The organism is Mariniblastus fucicola (genome assembly GCF_008087665.1).
Classification (GTDB): domain Bacteria; phylum Planctomycetota; class Planctomycetia; order Pirellulales; family Pirellulaceae; genus Mariniblastus; species Mariniblastus fucicola.
Map to the genome: position 1 here is coordinate 174,932 of NZ_CP042912.1, position 17,034 is coordinate 191,965.

The window sequence follows — 17,034 nt, forward strand, 5'->3', positions numbered from 1 at the left end:
CATCGCATTGCAGCCCTACTGCCTGTCTTCGCATTGATTCTCCCCGCGCAACTCGCATTAAATTCTCCGTGGCAAATGGCGTTTAATGTTGGACTGCTTGTGTTCATCCTGGGTGGGCTGCTACTTCCCGTCAAAGTTCCGATTCAGAGATATGACGCGGTACAATTTAGCATATTGATCTTGTTATTGGTCTCGGCGTGCGTGTCAGCCGCTTTCAACCGATGGCCACGTTCGCTCCTGGTGTATGGCGGAATCATGCTAGGGTTTATTTCTGCAACTCGATCGATCGAGTATGTGAAAAACCCCTCGGCCTATGTGAAGTATCTTGTACTCGGGTTTTGTTTCACCAGTCTCGGAATTGTCGCCGCCAGTTTCGTAGTGCAACCTCCTACAACAATGCGATACAGTGGCATATTCTCGAAGCCAAACTCCATGGGTTGGTTTGGTTCGAGCGCGAGTTCGCTATTGCTTGGAGTATTTGTCTACTCACGTGCGAAATGGAGGACCCGAGAAACTATCTTGATGGCTGTGGTCTTCACGCTCAGTTTACTGCTTATGTTTATTTGCAATGCGCGTTCAGCGTTGGCTGGAGTATGTACATCGCTTTGCGTATTTGGAGTGGTTTTCTTTCATTCCTTTGTAATGCGTTCGAAAGCGAGAAGAACAAGGCTAATTTTCGGGCTCACTTTTATCGTTGTTGTAGCAGCAGTTGCATACTGGTTAGGGTTTTTCGATCGAGTAATTGAAAAATTCCAGAACACAGCGTTGAGGGGAGATGTTAGTCAAGGGAGGTTTTACGTATGGTCTGTTCACTTGGAGAATTGGAAATGGTTTGGCAATGGGCCAAAATATATTTCCAGATATATCAGCCATAATACGTATGTTGATCACCTGACGAAATATGGCTTGGTTCCGCTCATCCTGTTTGTGATGTTTCTCGGGGTGCTTTTCGTGTCTGGTTACTACTACACGATCAGGGGAACTTATCAATCGGCCCCAATACTTTTGTCGGTCGTAAGCTGTTTTATGGCCCAGGCTATGTTTGAGACAGGCACCTCCACTCCCGGGCTTTGGATTGCAATCGTTTTCTACTGTTCCTTGCGATTTGAATTACATTGCTCGAAGTCTGAACGTTCGCCCCGCACTGCTAGTCGCCCAGCGTATATAAGAACATGACTAAATGTTGAACAAGTGCGCTGAGCATATGATTCAAGCTCACCGCAAAAGGTGTTGCTTTACGAGCTAATCAAGCGGTGTGCCAGACATGACGGTTCTTCATTCGGATCGCCAGAGAAACGTTTGATCCACAATTGAGAGGCATTTTTACCTGAAGGGAAACGATGCGACGGATACTGAAAAAGCTACTGTTGACTGTATTTGGCAGAGCCATATACGAAAAAATTCAATACCGGTATTGGTTGAAAAAAATCACGTCAATCAAGAATCACGAGCCGGCGCTACGTTTGTCGCGGCGGATGTTTCAGTCAGGTGATGTGGTCTTGGATGTCGGGGCGCATTTTGGACGCTATACCGTTCCACTCGCCCAGATTGTTGGTCCAGATGGAAAAGTTTTTGCTTTCGAGCCAGTCGATTCCGCTTACAAGCTTTTAACGAGGATTGTGAGCCAGTCCCAGTTGAGCAACGTCGAGTTGTTTAATTGTGCAATGGGTGACGGCGACACCGCTCAAAAAATGGTTATTCCACTAAAAGATGGCGTGGAGGTACAAAGTCGCGCGGCTTTGAGTGTTGGCGAACAATCTGCAATTGATTTGGAAAATAACAGCGTGCAGGATGTCGAATGCGAAACAGTGGATGCATTTGTAAATCGAGCTAAACTTACAAAGCTGAGCTTCCTGAAATGTGATGTTGAGGGGGCTGAGTATCTTGTGATGAAAGGCGGGCAAAATACCCTTCAGAGATTTGCTCCTGTTGTGTTGTTGGAAATCGAATCACGCCATACGAGCAAGTTTGGGTACACTCCGGTAGAAATGGTTCAGTATATGAAGAGTTTGGGCTATCGAGTGTATGTCGTTGCTGAGGGCAAGCTGTCTGAGGTGAGTGAACCGTCATCTGATTGTAACAACTACTTTTTTGTTCCGGATGGTTGGGAATGTTCGGTCAGCGACATCTTTTTGTAAACTTCGAGTTGTACCTGCCCTTCAATCTTATCGTAGAGACCAGTCCGAATTCCATTTTTGAACTGTAGTTTTGTTTCCGATTCGATCGCTCGCATCGAGGTAATGTCAAATGCCAGCCATCTCCCATGTTAAATAAAGAGGACTTAAGTGTGCCATACAAAATTCCGGACAAGCCTCGGCTAGGAATCTTTACACGGCCGATTGACCAAGGACGCAGTGGAAGCGGAAAGCACGCAGACAGGCTGCTGACGGAATTTGTGAGAATAAACGATACGTTCGACCTGTTCTTTATCCATTACGAAAAGTCTTCGCATCCCATCTATTCCCACGGAACGGATGTCATTATTCCGCGAAATCCACTACGTGCGAGCCTGGCTCTAAGAAAGTACAACCTGTCGATTGTGCACTACCACCCACTAAGCATTATGAGTCCTATTGCAATGCTACCTGGCAAAAAGGTGGCTACAATTCATGGGGCAGCGGAAGATTTCATTCCAGGCCATTACAGCCTTTCGCGACGATTGAATTCGAGGCTTATAAAGCCAGCGTTTAGCCGAAAGATGGACTTGATTTTTACTGTTTCCGAAACCAGTCGGGTGTACTTGGCTAAAAAGTATGGCGTTAACCAGAATCGATTTCGCGTCGTATACAATGCTGTGGATTCGCGATTCACTGAGTTGCCTGAAGTTCAATTAGGTGGCATTCGGGAAAAATATACCAAAGGTCGTCGATTCGTTCTTCACATTAGCAACTACTCAATGCGAAAGAATCCATTGACCGTGTTGCACGGGTTCAAGCAATTGCGGAATTCCATGCCAGATACTCCTTTGGCGCTTGTTATCGTGGGAAATGGCTGGGATCAGGATCGCCAAGTTCGCGAAATTATTCAAGATGAAGGGCTGGCGGGCGATGTTATTCTCCCAGGCTATATACCAACTGATGACGTTCCCAAACTGCTAAACCTTGCAGATGTGTTTGTGTTTCCTTCCCTATATGAGGGTTTTGGAATGCCCAATCTTGAAGCGATGGCATGCGGGTGTCCGGTAATCACTTCTTCAGAATTCGCGATTCCTGAAATCGTGGGTGAGTCTGCAATTACACTGGTCAATACAAAAGACCCGAAGGAGCTGGCTGACAGTATGCGAAGCGTGATTTCAGATTCCCAACTGCGACAAAGTCTCGTTTCCAAGGGCCTTAGGCAGGCCAAACAATATTCGTGGAAGCAAAGCGCTGAGGCTACCTTGGAAGCTTACGAGCAACTGCTCACGAGTAGTGGCAAGTGACCACTTCAATGCGACAGTAGAAACGTGGCTGCGTAAATTTGACATGCTTGGTAAGACTTCGGTAACAATTTAGAATTCCTTATTTTTCGATCATTGCCTTGATTATAAGCCACAAACATAGATTTATCTTCGTTCACTGCAGGAAAGTCGCAGGCAGTTCCATCAAGGTGGCGCTGGCTCCGTATCTCGGTGACGACGATATCGTTATTGGGAGTATTCACGAAATTTTGGATGCAGGATATCCATTGAATCGTGCGGCGAAGACAGCGATATTCCGTCCGGTCTCGCTTCTAAATGTTGCCGGTGCAATTCTTTGTGGAAAAAAAATCAACGAGGCTTTGAATATCGGAGTCAAATCACATTATCGAGGTCGTCTGTCGCAGAACCCGCCTCACCCGACTGCGGTCGAAATGTCAAAGTTCTTTGAAAAAGAATGGAATTCGTATTTCAAATTCGCATTTGTTAGAAATCCGTACGAACAAGCGATTTCAGATTACCATTGGCGCCGTAAATCGACTGGCGTGCACATATCGTTTCGCGAATATCTCATTGAGCTACTCCAAGGTTCAAATGCTGCGAACAAATTGGCCCATGCCAACTCGGTATCGAATCTGGACATGGTTGCGATAGATAATGAAATTGTTGTCGATCGACTTGGCCGATATGAAGATCTGGAGAGCGATTTCTCGGAAGTTGCCTCATATTTAAATCTCCGCGATGCAAGTCTTGGCAAACGTCAGAAACGTGGTATGAAAAACGTTGGGCTTGCGAGCTTTTACGGTTCCGAGGAATTGCAGATTGCAGGAGAGTTGTTTGCTCGCGAAATGGAATGTTTTGATTATACAGTGCCCGACGAGTTGCGCGGTACTGTTGCATGATCGGTTGTGAGAATAGATTGAACCGTGGTGATATGCCATACTTTCGTGTAAGGAGAGGTCTGTTTGAATTCTGAATTGGCTTTGCGGTTTTGTTGTCTCGGACCACAACGGACAGCCTCATCTTGGCTTCAAGAAGTTTTGGTATGCCATCCGGGCATTTGTCTGCCCAATGGAGTTAAGGAAACAATGTTCTTTGATGATCGATACTCCAAAGGCTTGGACTGGTACAATAGGCATTTTCAACATTGTGACAAAGGAAAGATTTGTGGTGAAATAGCACCAACCTACTTCCATTCAAGTCTGGCTCGCGAACGTCTGTGGAGGCTGTCCCCGGATCTCAAGATAATTATTATGGTACGGAACCCAATGGAAAGAACATTTTCGTTGTATCGTCACCATCACTCCAAGGGACGCATTCGGTCTTCATTTGCCAATGCACTGCGTACACATCCTGAATTGGTAGAGACCGGAAAGTACTCAGTCCACGCAAGGTGTTGGGAAGAGCGCTTTGATGAATCGCAATTTTTGTACTTGCGTCAACGGGAGATACAGTCACAGCCACAAAATGTACTGGATCAAGTTTGCGATTTTGTAGGTGTTAGTCGTTTGAAAATGCCAGCGATTGCCTCGGAAAAGGTAAATAGTGCCGAAGCACCTCGGAACATTTATGCTGCGCGTCTCCTTTCTGCATCAGCCACCGTATTGCGATCCATGGCATTGCACAAATTGGTCAATTTCGGCCGCTCGCTCGGGCTTAAGAAGGTTTATGCGGGTGGAAAACCCGTTGATCGCCCGACGGCAGAGGAAATGCGTAAATTGGCTGAGCTGTTTGAGCCTGACATATTATGGTTGGAGGAGAGACTCGGGTGCAGTTTGGATTCGTGGCGCAACAAATATCTCGTCAAGGAACAAGAGTCTGATTCTGCACAATCAGCCTATTTGTAGGCAGCGTATTAGAATCGGATTGCGCTGCCCCCCCGAATGTTCCAGTTGCAACAGCCCAAGATTTCCGGACTCTGGCGGACGATTTGAGAATCCGTTTTTAAGGAATCAATGTCAGAGTAATGGAAACACCACGTCGAACATTTTGAGAAGAGTTCACGCGATGCGGTCAACCTGATCGCGGAGCAACTGCAGCTGCTAAACATGAATCCTGAGTCCGCCGGTCTTGGGCTATCGCACGAAGATTTCGTCAGGCAGCATTCAAATCAATTCGATTGCGAGTCAGTTGGTCGATTAGAATTACTGAAAATAAGATTTGGGGCTATGATGGAATGGTTGCAATGTGCAAGCCGGGTGAATTTCGGGCCTGGTTTCAATTTGTGTCAATGGGCGTTTCGGAAAAAGTTCGTTCAAAGCATAGATGCACTGCGTTCTTCCAAAATTTCATATTATTGAAACAGAATCTTGAGTAGAAAAATTGCTGTTGTCTGCGGCGATGTTACCGCAGCCTTAAACCGTCGCCCGGAACTAATGAAGCTGTTCGTTGAAATTAGTGAACCCGATCCGCTTTTCGTTTGCCCTGCCGCAGAAGAAAAGCATATCAATGCGATCGAATCGATCGGTTTCAAATGCACGGTCATTGATAATGACAAGCAATCGTTGAATCCGCTATCCTCATTTCAATACTACAAAAAGCTTTTTAAGCTTTTGAAAGACAGCGCGCCGGATGACGTGTTCGTCTTTCATATGTTGCCCATCATTTCTGCATCGCGTGCTTGCCGAATACTGGGGATTCGATGCCATTGTTTATTCGCCGGCTTGGGCTACGTTTTTTCGAACGACAAGTCGTTCAAACGGAAAGTGGCAGGCTCGCTGGTAAAGCGTGTGATGCGCAGTTGTATGAAAGATGTGACTACTATTTTCTTTCAGAATCCTGATGATTGTCAAACATTCAAGCAAAACCGAATGGTATCCGGAGATACAAATGTTGTCGTCGTCAATGGATCGGGCGTCGCGCTCGACCACTTTCCGCAGTGTAAGCCCAAAGTCGGTGAAAAAGTCATCTTCCTCTTGGTCGCGAGAATTTTGCGAGACAAAGGGATTCCAGAATTCTATGCTGCGACCAAACGTTTGAAAAAGAAATGGGGCGATCGAGTAGAGAGCCAGCTACTGGGACCGTTCGATGACAATCCCAACGCGATGCAACGTAGTCAAATCGAAGAATGGGACCGGGAAGGAATTGTTAAGTACCTTGGTGTAACTGATGATGTACGGCCGTATTTGCGTGAAGCACACGTGTTCACGTTGCCATCTTTCTACATGGAGGGAACCCCCAAAATCATTCTGGAGACTCTGTCGACGGGACGGGCAATAATTACTGCTGACTCGCGTGGGTGTCGAGAGACAATTGACAACGGGAGAAATGGGTATCTGGTTGCGCCACGTGATGTCGATTCATTGGCTGATGCAATGGAGCAGTTCCTTGAACACCCAGAGTTGATCGTCGAAATGGGGGCAGCCAGTCGAGCGTTCGCGGAGTCGCGATATGATGTCCACAAGGTTAACGCGGAAATGATTGAGAGTATGGGGTTTGCAAAAACAGAGGCAGAAACCTAATGAAAGTATTGATTACAGGCGGAGCAGGATTTATCGGAAGCTATTTCGCTGAAACGTTAATTGACATGGGGCACGATATCATTTCGTTGGATATCGCGCCGCCGTCGAAAGCGGTCGACGATGTTGACTATCAAATTGGCGACATTCGCAATGCACCACGTTTACGGTCGTTAGTTGACGGTGTCGACGCTGTGCTTCATCTCGCAGCAGCACATCATGATTTCGGCATCAGTGAGTCGACGTTCGAATCGGTCAATGTTGATGGAACTCGAAATCTCTGCGATGCCATGAGTGATGCTAATGTTAAGCATATTTGCTTTTTCAGCACAGTCGCAGTGTACGGCAACGAGGCAGTTCCACCGATTTCGGAGGTATCAGAACCCCGTCCGTCGTCACCTTATGGAGTTACAAAATTTCGGGCGGAAGGAGTCCTCGAAAACTGGACGCATCAGGAAAATGATCGTAAATGCCTTATCATTCGGCCAACAGTTACTTTTGGTGCCGAAAACTACGCGAACATGTTTAGCTTAATACGACAAATCGAAATGAAACGTTACGTCAAAATTGGGGCAGGTAAGAATATTAAAAGCCTCAGCTACGTTGAAAATATCGTTGACGCGGTCATACAGATATGGCTTGGGGATCGCCCTACTCGACAGCAATATCAAGTATTCAACTACATTGACAAACCTGATCTTTCGAGCGAACAAATTGCGGACATTATCTACGATGAACTTGGATTCAAGCCGCCGGGGCTAAGAATTCCATTTCCGCTTGCCAGAGCATTGGCATTGCCCTTTGATCTCGCCATCCTGCTTACGGGTAAGAATTTTCCGATCTCGGGAGCTCGCATTCGAAAACTCGCGAAAGATCAGACAAAGTACGAATCGCAAAGTATTATCGACCACGGTGTCTCGACGAAAGTGCCGTTGGAAGAAGGGATTCGAAAAATGGTTCGCTGGTACATGAAAACTGGGCGACACCGCAAAAAATCAGAGATACGGCGTTCAATACCATCCAAGTTAGGTTGAATCTTCTGGCGACGCCAAGCAGCGTTTATCGGTTAACGGAACCGAAACATGCTATTTATCTGTGGTTGGATACAAACTAGCAATGAATGTGGATTAAACGAAAATGGCCAGAGTAGCTGTATTTATGGGCACTCGGCCCGAAGGTATCAAGATGGCGCCGGTTGTGAAAGCGATCGAGGCGGCTGAGGGTCTTGAACCGATCGTTGTTTCAACCGGACAGCATAAGGAAATGCTGCAGCAAGTTGTTGATCTGTTTGAAATCAATGTCGATCACGACCTGGAAGTCATGCAGCCAAACCAGACGCTGCCTTCGTTGACCGCTCGGCTGATCACGCGGATCGATGAACTGTTGGAGAAAACGCAGCCAGACATGGCACTGGTTCAGGGTGATACGACGACCGTCTTTACCGCTGCACTGTGCTGTTTCTATCGCGGCATCCCGGTCGGTCATGTTGAGGCGGGATTGCGAACGGGCAATATGCGTTCGCCGTTTCCCGAAGAGGCAAACCGAAAACTTGCGTGTCCGTTGGTGAGCCTGCATTTTCCGCCGACTGAAAATAGCAAGAACAATCTGATTCTTGAACACATTGATTCATCAATAATTCATGTCACGGGCAACACTGTGATCGATGCTTTACATCTCGAAATTGCGCGACAGGAGTCTGCAGATAATGTGCCGATTAAAGCAAAACTGATCGAAGCGATTGGAGAGGACTTCACGCAAAAGCCTTACGTTCTGGTTACGGGACACCGACGCGAAAACTTTGGTGGTGGATTCGAAGAGATTTGCACGGCCCTTTCGACGCTGGCAAAGGCTCATCCCGAGTACCTATTCATCTATCCGGTGCATCTGAACCCGAGAGTTCAAAAACCGGTCTACGATACGCTTGGCCAGTTCGAAAACATTAAACTGATTCCGCCGCAACCGTATTCCGAGTTCGTGATGCTGATCAACAACAGTCGAATCGTGTTGACCGATTCCGGCGGCGTTCAGGAGGAGGCTCCTTCGCTTGGCAAGCCGGTTTTGGTCATGCGGGACACGACCGAGCGTCCTGAAGGCGTCGATGCCGGAACCGTCAAGCTCGTTGGAGCAGTTGCTGAAAATATTATCAGAAGTGTCAGCGAACTGATTAAAGACCACGCCAAGTACGAGTTAATGGCACATGCCAAGAATCCGTACGGTGACGGAAAGGCTGCGATGCGGATCGCCGAGACAGTGAAGTCGTTTCTGCGGGAGTGACAGCATGCGATAGCCCAAGACTGGCGGACTCCGGCGGAAGATACGAGAATCCGCTTTGGAGGAAGCAATGTCAAGCAATGGAAAACGCACACGCCGGATTTTTTCAGAAGAGTTCAAGCGTGATGCGGTCAATCTGATCGTCAGTGAGGGCTACTCGTTTCGAGCCGCCGCTGAAGCCGTCAATGTCAACGAGAACAGCCTTCGCAACTGGCATAGAAAGTATGCTCCGGAGCCTGAACCTTGCGGTCCCGAGGCATCGCTGCAACAGGTTCTTGAAGAGAACAAACGCCTTCGCAAGCAGCTGAAGCGTGCGGAACTGGAACGTGAAATCCTAAAAAAGGCGACGGCGTACTTCGCGAAGGAGTCGCAGTGAAGTACGCGTGGATCAAACAACATCGCGACCAGTATTCCATCACGCTGATGTGTGAAATCTTCGGTGTCAGCAAGAGCGGCTACTACGATTCGATTGATCGGCCCGAGAGTAAACGTGCGGTTCGTTCTCGCGCGATTCGCGAATCTGTGAAACAGGTCTACGAAGAATCAGGGCAGATCTACGGCAGCTACAAGATCGCTGAGGAACTTGCTAACGACGCTCAACTGGAAACGGCTTGTCGCAACACGGTAGCGACAGCCATGCGAGAAATGGGGCTTAAAAGCTGTGTTTCGCGACAGTTCAAACCAACGACGACCAAGTCAGACCCTGACAAAAAGCCTGCTGAGAATCTTCTCTCCCAGGAGTTTGATGCCGAGGCTCCGAATCGCAAGTGGGTGGCAGACATCACTTACTTGCCGACGGTCGGTGGTTGGGTTTACCTCGCAGTAGTGCTGGACCTGTTCAGCCGCAAAGTTGTCGGTTGGCAGATGAGCGATCGATTGACGACACCGATCGTTACCGAAGCCTTGAGGAAAGCGATTGAATCTAGACGGCCAGAGTCCGGAACGCTGCTTCATCACAGCGACCGAGGCTGTCAGTACACCAGCGACGCGTTTCAGGGAATTCTTCGCACGCTGAACATTCAGTGCTCGATGAGCCGAACAGGATGCTGTTACGACAATGCCGTCATGGAGCGCTTCTTCTGGTCGCTGAAGCACGAATGGACGAAGCATCGTCGCTACGGAAACCTTGAAGAGGCTCGCATCAGCGTCTTCAAATACATCGAGGCGTTTTACAACTCGAAGAGAATTCATCAAACTCTGGGATACCAGACGCCCGAAGAATTCGAAAGAAACTATCGTGCAGCTTTAGCTGCTTAACATGAAACCGGAGTCCGCCGGTCTTGGGCTATCGCAGCACAAATTCCATCTGCAGGTGGACGATAATACGGGAAAAAACTGTCCAAGCGTCAGAATCCAATTAATATGGTGGCCATAATCTATGCATTTGTCGAAATAGAACCAGTATGCAAAGTTTCTATTTTATACTGATTTAGGCGATGTTTCCTGCGATTTTGGCGGCACTGTGTCCAGATGAGATCGTTGTGTTTCGCCGAATTCACTTCAATGTAAGCACAACAGGCATTTGAAATGTACCGCAGCATTCTGAACTCTTTGCTCTTCCTGATTCTGGTCTCTGTCGTCGGTGGAAACACACAAGCAGATATCATCATCGATGACTTCACTGATGAGACGAATGATCGGTTCACAAATTCTGGATCTTTTATTGGGGCTGGATTTGATTTTAGCGGGGTTGGGCGGCGATCGGGTTGGAGTACGCTAGTTAGCCAGAATGTCGTCATTACAGCTGAGCATTCCAGAGGCAGTGGTCAGGTTAGTTTCTATCCTTCCAATGACCCCAATTCTACTCCCGTCGTTCGAGAAATTCTTGCGGGTGGTCAACAAATCGGTTCAACCGATCTCTACTTGAGGGTGTTGGATGAACCAGTGTCATCTGATATCAAAATTTATGATTTCGCGACTGAGTCAATTTCTGCTCCTGCTTACGATGAAAACACCAACTCAGGGCTTTTTAATGCTGGCTCATTCCAAAATGAGATTGCCTATATGATGGGAGTTTCTTCCACCGATCATGCCAGTCCTCGAATCGATCAAGCGGTCGGACGAAATGTAATTTCCGGCTATATAGAAGACATCCCTTTCGATGGGAAAACTGACAACGATTCGCTGATCCTCCTTCGGGAATCGCCAGGGGACGCTGCCTACGTTCAGTACGAGTCGAGGTTTGTAACTGGTGATTCTGGCGCACCGTTGTTTGTGGAAAGCAATGGAGAATTGCTGCTTCTGGGGGTAAACTCATTTATCTCAACAACAGGAACTGAACTTTCTGGAGTGACATACATCGGCAATCACGCCGGTGAAATCAATGCGTTCATTTCTGCGAACGCAGTTCCCGAGCCAAATGTTATCGGATTGGGTTTGCTGGCATTAATCGGACTGAGCACGCGTCGCCGAAAGTGATTCTTTAAATCACCTCCAGCAACCCCTCGTCCATCTCGACCGAAACTCCCTGGTTCAAATACTGAACCGTGAGCGAGAAACGTGTTTTTCCCTCGCGGCGAATCACGGTTCCTTCATAACCCGCAAAAACGCCGGACTTTACGCGGACCTGATTGCCAGGCTCGAGCCGGCCTTCGGGAGTCAACGGAACTCCGGTGTCGATGATTGATTTGATCTTCTTCAACGTCTCGACCAACTCTTCACTTTCTTCGACCTTGTTGCACTTGCTTATGCAATTGGTCGTCAGCGCCGCAAGTCGGCTGGATTCGTCGCCAAGCATGAAAATGTAGTTGGGGAACAACGGAATCCAGGACGTGCGCAGTCGCCCGTTTGGTGACCGATATCGCTTCGGAATCACTGGTCCGTAGTGTGGGACTTCCAGCTTAACCAGGCGTCGCATCAATTCCTTTTCACGCCGCGACATCGTGTATACGCACCACCATGTCTTCGATTCGTCACTCAATAGAGCTTCGTTTTCGAACAAGTCGACAGGAAAGAGGTCGTCTTCCTTTTTGAGAATAGGCATGAAAGCGTTTGGGAAACAAGAGTTCGGTGGTCAAGTACTCGTCGGTTGGCTATTCTGGCAAAATTGATCTTTTGAGCAAGCCAGGTTTGATCCGCACATGCGTAGCCAAACACCACAACTAATTGTCATCATGGGAGTTTGCGGTTGCGGAAAGTCTTCTGTTGGCGAGGCGCTTTCGCTGCGAACCGGAATTTCGTATCACGACGGCGACGATTTTCATTCCGACGCAAATCGCAATAAAATGTCTCAGGGCATTCCGTTGACCGACGAGGACCGTCAGCCGTGGCTTGAATCGATTGTCGCTTTTGCCCAGCAACAATGCGAACAGGGACGCTCTTTGGTGGTCGCTTGTTCCGCTTTGAAGAAAGCCTATCGCGACACATTGCGAACGCTGGACGCTCCTGTAAAGTTCGTCCATCTGACAGGTTCAAAGGCAACGATCGCCTCGAGATTGGCGGATCGGAAAGGCCACTACATGCCAGAGACGATGTTGCAGAGTCAGCTCGACACCATCGAGTCACCGACTGGAGAAAACGGAGCTGTAGAGGTCTCCATCGAGCAAACGGTGGACCAGATCGTGAGTCAGGCAATGGAACTGCTGGACCTGACGACGGAAGGCTAGCTGTGCGGAAACGAAAACCGGGAAAGCAGAAAACGCCAGAAGTTCGCATCAAGACCTGGGGCATTTACTCGCAGTGGGATCGGGACTCGAAGGAGCTTCCTCAAATTCTTGAGCGGACGACTCGTGTGGAGGCGGTGATCGACATCGAGTTCGGGATGGTGGTGAATATTGTCGGCGCGAAGAACATGCCGATGGATTTCTGCATCGACCACCCAGGAATTCGGGACGAGGAAGGAAAAGTTCGCCGGCCATTTGATGGCACTGTTTACGTCAAAACTAATGACTGGGATTTCTATCTGGGTGACACGATCTGGGAGCCGATCGAAGACAAGCTTGGTGATTGGCGGATGACGCTAGAGCTTGATGGCGAGTTGATCGCGGATAAGACGTTTGAACTCGTGCGTGCCGAGAGTCAGCCAGATAAGGCGTAGTTGGTGGGCAATATTTTGAGCCACCGACGTCGTCGAGACAGCGGAGGACGGAGTGGATCGCTGTCTGGAGAAAGTGACATAGGCGCTTTCGTTTGATTGCATTTTCTCTGTGTGCTCTGTGACCTCTGTGGCTTTTCAAACTTGCAATGATGCAGGAGTTTCCGAGCCACCGAGAGAATAAGGCGCTGATCGGCAACTGCTGAGGTGCAAATAACGACGGCTGGAAGCCGTCGCTACGATCAGCGCCTGTTTGACAGCTACGAGCGCAGCGGTTCTGGCAACGCGGCTGCCGGGAATCCCTGGAAGCAAACGGGTTTCGCGAATCGGTAAATCGAATGATGGCCGATCGACGTGAAGAAGCTGTGAGTCGCTGCCGGATACGGACCGCCGTGGTGCATCGCATTGCAAACTTCGATGCCCGTTGGAAAACCGTTGAACACGATGCGGCCAACTTTGTGCTGCAAGATATTCACCAGCTCAGCGTGGTCCAGCAGATCCTGCTCGGTGCCGTGGATCGTGGCCGTCAGGTGCCCGTCGAGTCCTTTGGCGAACTTGACCATCTGCTCAAGGCTTTGGCATTTGTAAACCGTTGAGGTCGGGCCAAAGATCTCTTCAAGGTCGTCCGAAGTCGAATCCAAAACCGAGAAGTCAGCCGAGTAGATCGCGCAAGCCGCTTCGTTCGCGTTCTCATCGGCGGCACTCGCCGAGATTCCAACTTGCGTCACCCCAGCCGTTTCGCCAAGCTTCTGACGACCGGATTCGTAGGCTTTGTGGATGCCAGGATGCAGCATCGTTTGCGGTGCGTAGTTGCTGGCCGCATCGGAGGCCTTCGAGATAAAGGACTCAAGTGTGTCGCCTTCCATTCCGAGCACGACAGACGGGTTGGTGCAGAACTGACCGACGCCCATCGTTACCGACTGGATATAACCTTCGGCGATCGAATCGCTTCTTTCCGCAAGGGCTCCCGGAAGCAGGAACACAGGATTCAAGCTGCCCATTTCAGCGTACAGCGGAATCGGATTCGGCCGCGAGCAGGCGATATCGTAAAGTGCTCGACCGCCCTTGAGCGACCCGGTGAAAGCAACCGCACAGATGCCGGGATGGCGAACGAATTCGGCGCTCGACTCATTGGTGTTACTCTGCAAAAGCGAAAACGTTCCGGCAGGCAGCCCGCATTCCTTGACGGCTGCGGTTACGATCGACCCGAGGATTTCGCAAGTTCCAGGATGAGCCGGATGAGCCTTCACGACGACCGGACAGCCGGCTGCGAAAGCACAGATCGTATCGGTGCCGACAGCGCCGATCGCCAGAGGGAAATTACTGGCTCCGAAAACGGCAACCGGACCGACGCCGTACAGCAAAGTGCGAACATCGGGCTTGGGCGGCGTACGACCCGGGTCGCCGACGTCGATTCGTGCCTGTCGCCACTGCCCATCGCGAGCCATCGACGCAAAGATTCGAGTTTGGTTGCAGGTTCGGCCGCGTTCGCCCTGCAGGCGCCCCATCGGCAGCGCCGTTTCAGCGTGAGCCCGATCGAGAAGCGTGTCGCCGGCTTCCTCGATCTTCGTGGCGATCAGTTCGATGAACGTGGCAAGTTTCTCACCGCTGAGCTTTTGCAATTCGTAGAACGCTTCGGTGGCTGAATTGACGGCCGCGTCGACTTCGGCGCTCGTCGCGTCGTGAAAGCTTGTTGGCAAATCGTCGCCCGTTGACGGATCGACGCCCGTGAAGGTTGAGCTGCCGGTTGCAGAACGTTCGCCCGCGATGAAGTGTTGGCCTGTAAGCGTCATGTGTTTGTTTTGGTGTTGGAGTTTGCGTTAAAAGGTGGCATAGGCTTCCAGCCTGTGAACTGCATGTTTGTCGCGTCCACAGGCTGGAAGCCTATGCCACCCGGATTCTATTCTTGAACGTCGAAGGACTCAACGACGTCAGCCGAAATCGGCGTACCCCGTGGGATCGCTTTCGCTGCGGACTTGCCCAGCAGCGACGAAAGAAATTTTGGCTTCAGGCCATGGCCGGGCCGGATCGAACGCACGTTTTCGTTGGTCAGAGCTTCACCCGCCGCGATATCCGCGACGGCGTACAGCGAGCGACGAAAGACCACGCTGGCTTCTTCCTTGTCGGAACGCTCGTATTTGACTTCGCCAAGCGCCTGTTCCACGATCCGAATCGCATCGACCATCTCGCGGAACTCGGCGGGCTCGAGCGAGAACGAACTGTCGGGGCCTTCGTCTTTTCGAGAAAGCGTAAAATGCTTTTCCACCACGCTTGCGCCCAGCGCCACCGCAGCGACCGGAACCGTCGTGCCCAGCGTGTGATCCGAAAGGCCCACGGGAACGTCGAAGCGCTCCGCCATGTCTCGCATCGTGTTCAAGTTCATGCTGCTCGGCGGCGACGGATACGCGCTGGTGCACTTGAGCAGCGTCAGTGGAACGCCCGCTTTTTTAACAACCGCGACGGCATCCGAAATTTCTTCGATCGAACCCATGCCCGTCGACATGGTGATCGGTCGGCCTTTGGAAGCGATGTACTCAATCAGCCCCACATCGACCAACTCGAAGGACGCGACTTTATAAAACGGCGGGTCAAACTGCTCCAGAAAGTCGACCGCTGAGTTGTCGAACGGCGTTGAAAAACAGTCCATGCCCAGTTCGTTTGCAAGAGCGAACAGTTCCGCGTGCCATTCCCAGGGCGTGTAGGCGCTGGCGTAGAGATCGTGAAGTTTCTGGCCTTCCCAGACGGTGCCGGCGCCGATGACGAAATCCGGTTTGTCGCAGTCGATCGTCAGCGTGTCAGCGGTGTAAGTCTGCAGCTTGACCGCGTCGGCACCGGCTTCTTTCATGGCGCGAACGATGGCGACCGCGCGGTCGAAGTCTCCGTTGTGGTTGGCCGACATTTCGGCGATCAGGTAGGCTTTTTTGTTGGACGTGGGGTCGTTCGTCATTCTTTTTCGATTTTCAGTTCCAGGAAGTACCTCTGTCCGTCGACTTCAAAGTACGCTCCGCGATGCGGCGGAAACGTTCGTGCTCGCAGGACGTCGATCAAGTCTCCGGCTCGAACAGTGGCGTCCAGATCGATGCGATCAATGTTCGCGGTGTCGCTCGCCCGGTGCAAGCTGGCAAGCGAATCGTCTTGCGGCAATGGCTGAAGTTCGCCGCTGACGAATTTGGACCAGTTGGATTGCAACAGTTCGACCGCTGCGGTTTCTAAACGTTGGTTGAGCGAAAGCCCTGTGTCGTCCGGGAAAAGCGGGATTTGATTTTGAGCCAGAATCGGTCCGGTGTCGACGCCTTTATCGACGAGGTGCATCGTTGCTCCAGCGGCTGTTTGATCAACGATGGTCCACACGTTGGGATAGGATCCGCGATGCAGCGGAAGCAACGACGTGTGCAGGTTGACGATTCCACGCGGGAACAGATCGATCGTCGGCTGCTTCAGGATGTAGCCAAAGAATGCTGACAGGCCGCATTCGGGTTTCAGTGCAGCAATCTGTTCGAGGGTGGCCGCGTCGCTCAGCTGGCTGGCGGTGAAGATGTTTTCTTGAGGAAGGTTCGCGGCTGCGATGATTTCGGTCGTGCGTTTTTGCTTCGCTGGTTCGTGCACGACGAGAGCCACGATTTCGGTGCCGGCTTTGCGTAGATGGCGGACGGATTCGAGTCCGACAGTGTTGTTCGCAAAGCAAACGACTTTCATGGGGGCTTTCGGGTGAGGTGGGTTGGTTGTCGAATGATGGGCGGCTGGAGGTGGTTGCGTGGTGAATGGCTGTGCAGCCAGCAGGATCACAGGCTGGAAGCCTATGCCACCGAGGTGCAACCACAGGCTGGAAGTCTGGCCGCCGAGGTGCAACCCTGCTTCTGTCGGCAACGACAATT

At 50.4% G+C, this 17,034-nt stretch carries 16 protein-coding genes; 12 read left to right on the top strand and 4 right to left on the bottom strand.

Features of this window, described 5'->3' with window-relative positions:
- Positions 1 to 1,340: 1,340 nt before the first annotated feature.
- The 10 genes from MFFC18_RS00690 to MFFC18_RS00735 all read left to right on the top strand — a co-directional run bounded on the left by MFFC18_RS00690 (position 1,341) and on the right by MFFC18_RS00735 (position 11,544).
- A complete protein-coding gene (locus tag MFFC18_RS00690; RefSeq protein ID WP_075082899.1) occupies positions 1,341 to 2,138 on the top strand; it encodes an FkbM family methyltransferase in 798 nt (265 codons plus the stop codon).
- Between the two features lie 125 nt (positions 2,139 to 2,263).
- On the top strand, positions 2,264 to 3,421 hold the full coding sequence (locus MFFC18_RS00695) for a glycosyltransferase family 4 protein (RefSeq protein WP_075082900.1): 1,158 nt from the start codon (positions 2,264 to 2,266) through the stop codon (positions 3,419 to 3,421).
- A 98-nt stretch (positions 3,422 to 3,519) separates the two neighbouring features.
- On the top strand, positions 3,520 to 4,299 hold the full coding sequence (locus MFFC18_RS00700; protein ID WP_075082901.1) for a sulfotransferase family 2 domain-containing protein: 780 nt from the start codon (positions 3,520 to 3,522) through the stop codon (positions 4,297 to 4,299).
- An 81-nt stretch (positions 4,300 to 4,380) separates the two neighbouring features.
- Complete coding sequence (locus tag MFFC18_RS00705) at positions 4,381 to 5,244, top strand: sulfotransferase family protein (RefSeq protein ID WP_075082902.1); 864 nt, start codon at positions 4,381 to 4,383, stop codon at positions 5,242 to 5,244.
- Between the two features lie 963 nt (positions 5,245 to 6,207).
- Entirely contained in the window at positions 6,208 to 6,858 is a 651-nt protein-coding gene (locus MFFC18_RS25380) for a glycosyltransferase (RefSeq protein WP_244949105.1), read from the top strand.
- Entirely contained in the window at positions 6,858 to 7,889 is a 1,032-nt protein-coding gene (locus tag MFFC18_RS00715; protein WP_075082904.1) for an NAD-dependent epimerase/dehydratase family protein, read from the top strand. Before MFFC18_RS25380 ends, MFFC18_RS00715 begins: the two co-directional genes overlap by 1 nt.
- 103 nt (positions 7,890 to 7,992) lie before the next feature.
- Positions 7,993 to 9,129, top strand: coding sequence for a non-hydrolyzing UDP-N-acetylglucosamine 2-epimerase (wecB, locus tag MFFC18_RS00720; protein WP_075082905.1), 1,137 nt, complete (start codon positions 7,993 to 7,995; stop codon positions 9,127 to 9,129).
- Positions 9,130 to 9,196: 67 nt separating this feature from the next.
- Complete coding sequence (locus tag MFFC18_RS00725; protein ID WP_075082665.1) at positions 9,197 to 9,502, top strand: transposase; 306 nt, start codon at positions 9,197 to 9,199, stop codon at positions 9,500 to 9,502.
- Positions 9,499 to 10,383 carry an IS3 family transposase gene (locus tag MFFC18_RS00730; RefSeq protein WP_084416835.1) on the top strand — a complete coding sequence of 295 codons (885 nt, stop codon included), beginning with the start codon at positions 9,499 to 9,501 and terminating at the stop codon, positions 10,381 to 10,383. Before MFFC18_RS00725 ends, MFFC18_RS00730 begins: the two co-directional genes overlap by 4 nt.
- A 294-nt stretch (positions 10,384 to 10,677) precedes the next feature.
- Entirely contained in the window at positions 10,678 to 11,544 is an 867-nt protein-coding gene (locus MFFC18_RS00735) for a hypothetical protein (RefSeq protein WP_168211065.1), read from the top strand.
- A 4-nt stretch (positions 11,545 to 11,548) separates the two neighbouring features.
- Here the strand turns inward: MFFC18_RS00735 and MFFC18_RS00740 are convergent, their stop codons facing one another.
- A complete protein-coding gene (locus tag MFFC18_RS00740; RefSeq protein WP_075082663.1) occupies positions 11,549 to 12,109 on the bottom strand; it encodes a transcription termination/antitermination NusG family protein in 561 nt (186 codons plus the stop codon).
- 97 nt (positions 12,110 to 12,206) lie between these two features.
- Here MFFC18_RS00740 and MFFC18_RS00745 point away from each other — a divergent pair, with 97 nt between their 5' ends.
- Positions 12,207 to 12,731, top strand: coding sequence for a gluconokinase (locus MFFC18_RS00745; protein WP_075082662.1), 525 nt, complete (start codon positions 12,207 to 12,209; stop codon positions 12,729 to 12,731).
- 2 nt (positions 12,732 to 12,733) lie between these two features.
- Positions 12,734 to 13,162 (top strand): DUF3859 domain-containing protein, encoded by a 429-nt coding sequence (locus tag MFFC18_RS00750; RefSeq protein WP_075082661.1) that lies wholly within the window; start codon positions 12,734 to 12,736, stop codon positions 13,160 to 13,162.
- A 257-nt stretch (positions 13,163 to 13,419) separates the two neighbouring features.
- Here the strand turns inward: MFFC18_RS00750 and MFFC18_RS00755 are convergent, their stop codons facing one another.
- The 3 genes from MFFC18_RS00755 to MFFC18_RS00765 form a co-directional block, all read right to left on the bottom strand.
- Positions 13,420 to 14,952, bottom strand: a complete 1,533-nt coding sequence (locus MFFC18_RS00755; protein ID WP_075082660.1) for an aldehyde dehydrogenase (NADP(+)) — start codon at positions 14,950 to 14,952, stop codon at positions 13,420 to 13,422.
- 107 nt (positions 14,953 to 15,059) lie between these two features.
- Complete coding sequence (gene pseI / locus MFFC18_RS00760) at positions 15,060 to 16,106, bottom strand: pseudaminic acid synthase (RefSeq protein ID WP_075082659.1); 1,047 nt, start codon at positions 16,104 to 16,106, stop codon at positions 15,060 to 15,062.
- Positions 16,103 to 17,032 carry a methionyl-tRNA formyltransferase gene (locus MFFC18_RS00765; protein ID WP_148618576.1) on the bottom strand — a complete coding sequence of 310 codons (930 nt, stop codon included), beginning with the start codon at positions 17,030 to 17,032 and terminating at the stop codon, positions 16,103 to 16,105. The genes pseI and MFFC18_RS00765 overlap by 4 nt, the downstream gene beginning before the upstream one ends.
- Between the last annotated feature and the right edge of the window lie 2 nt (positions 17,033 to 17,034).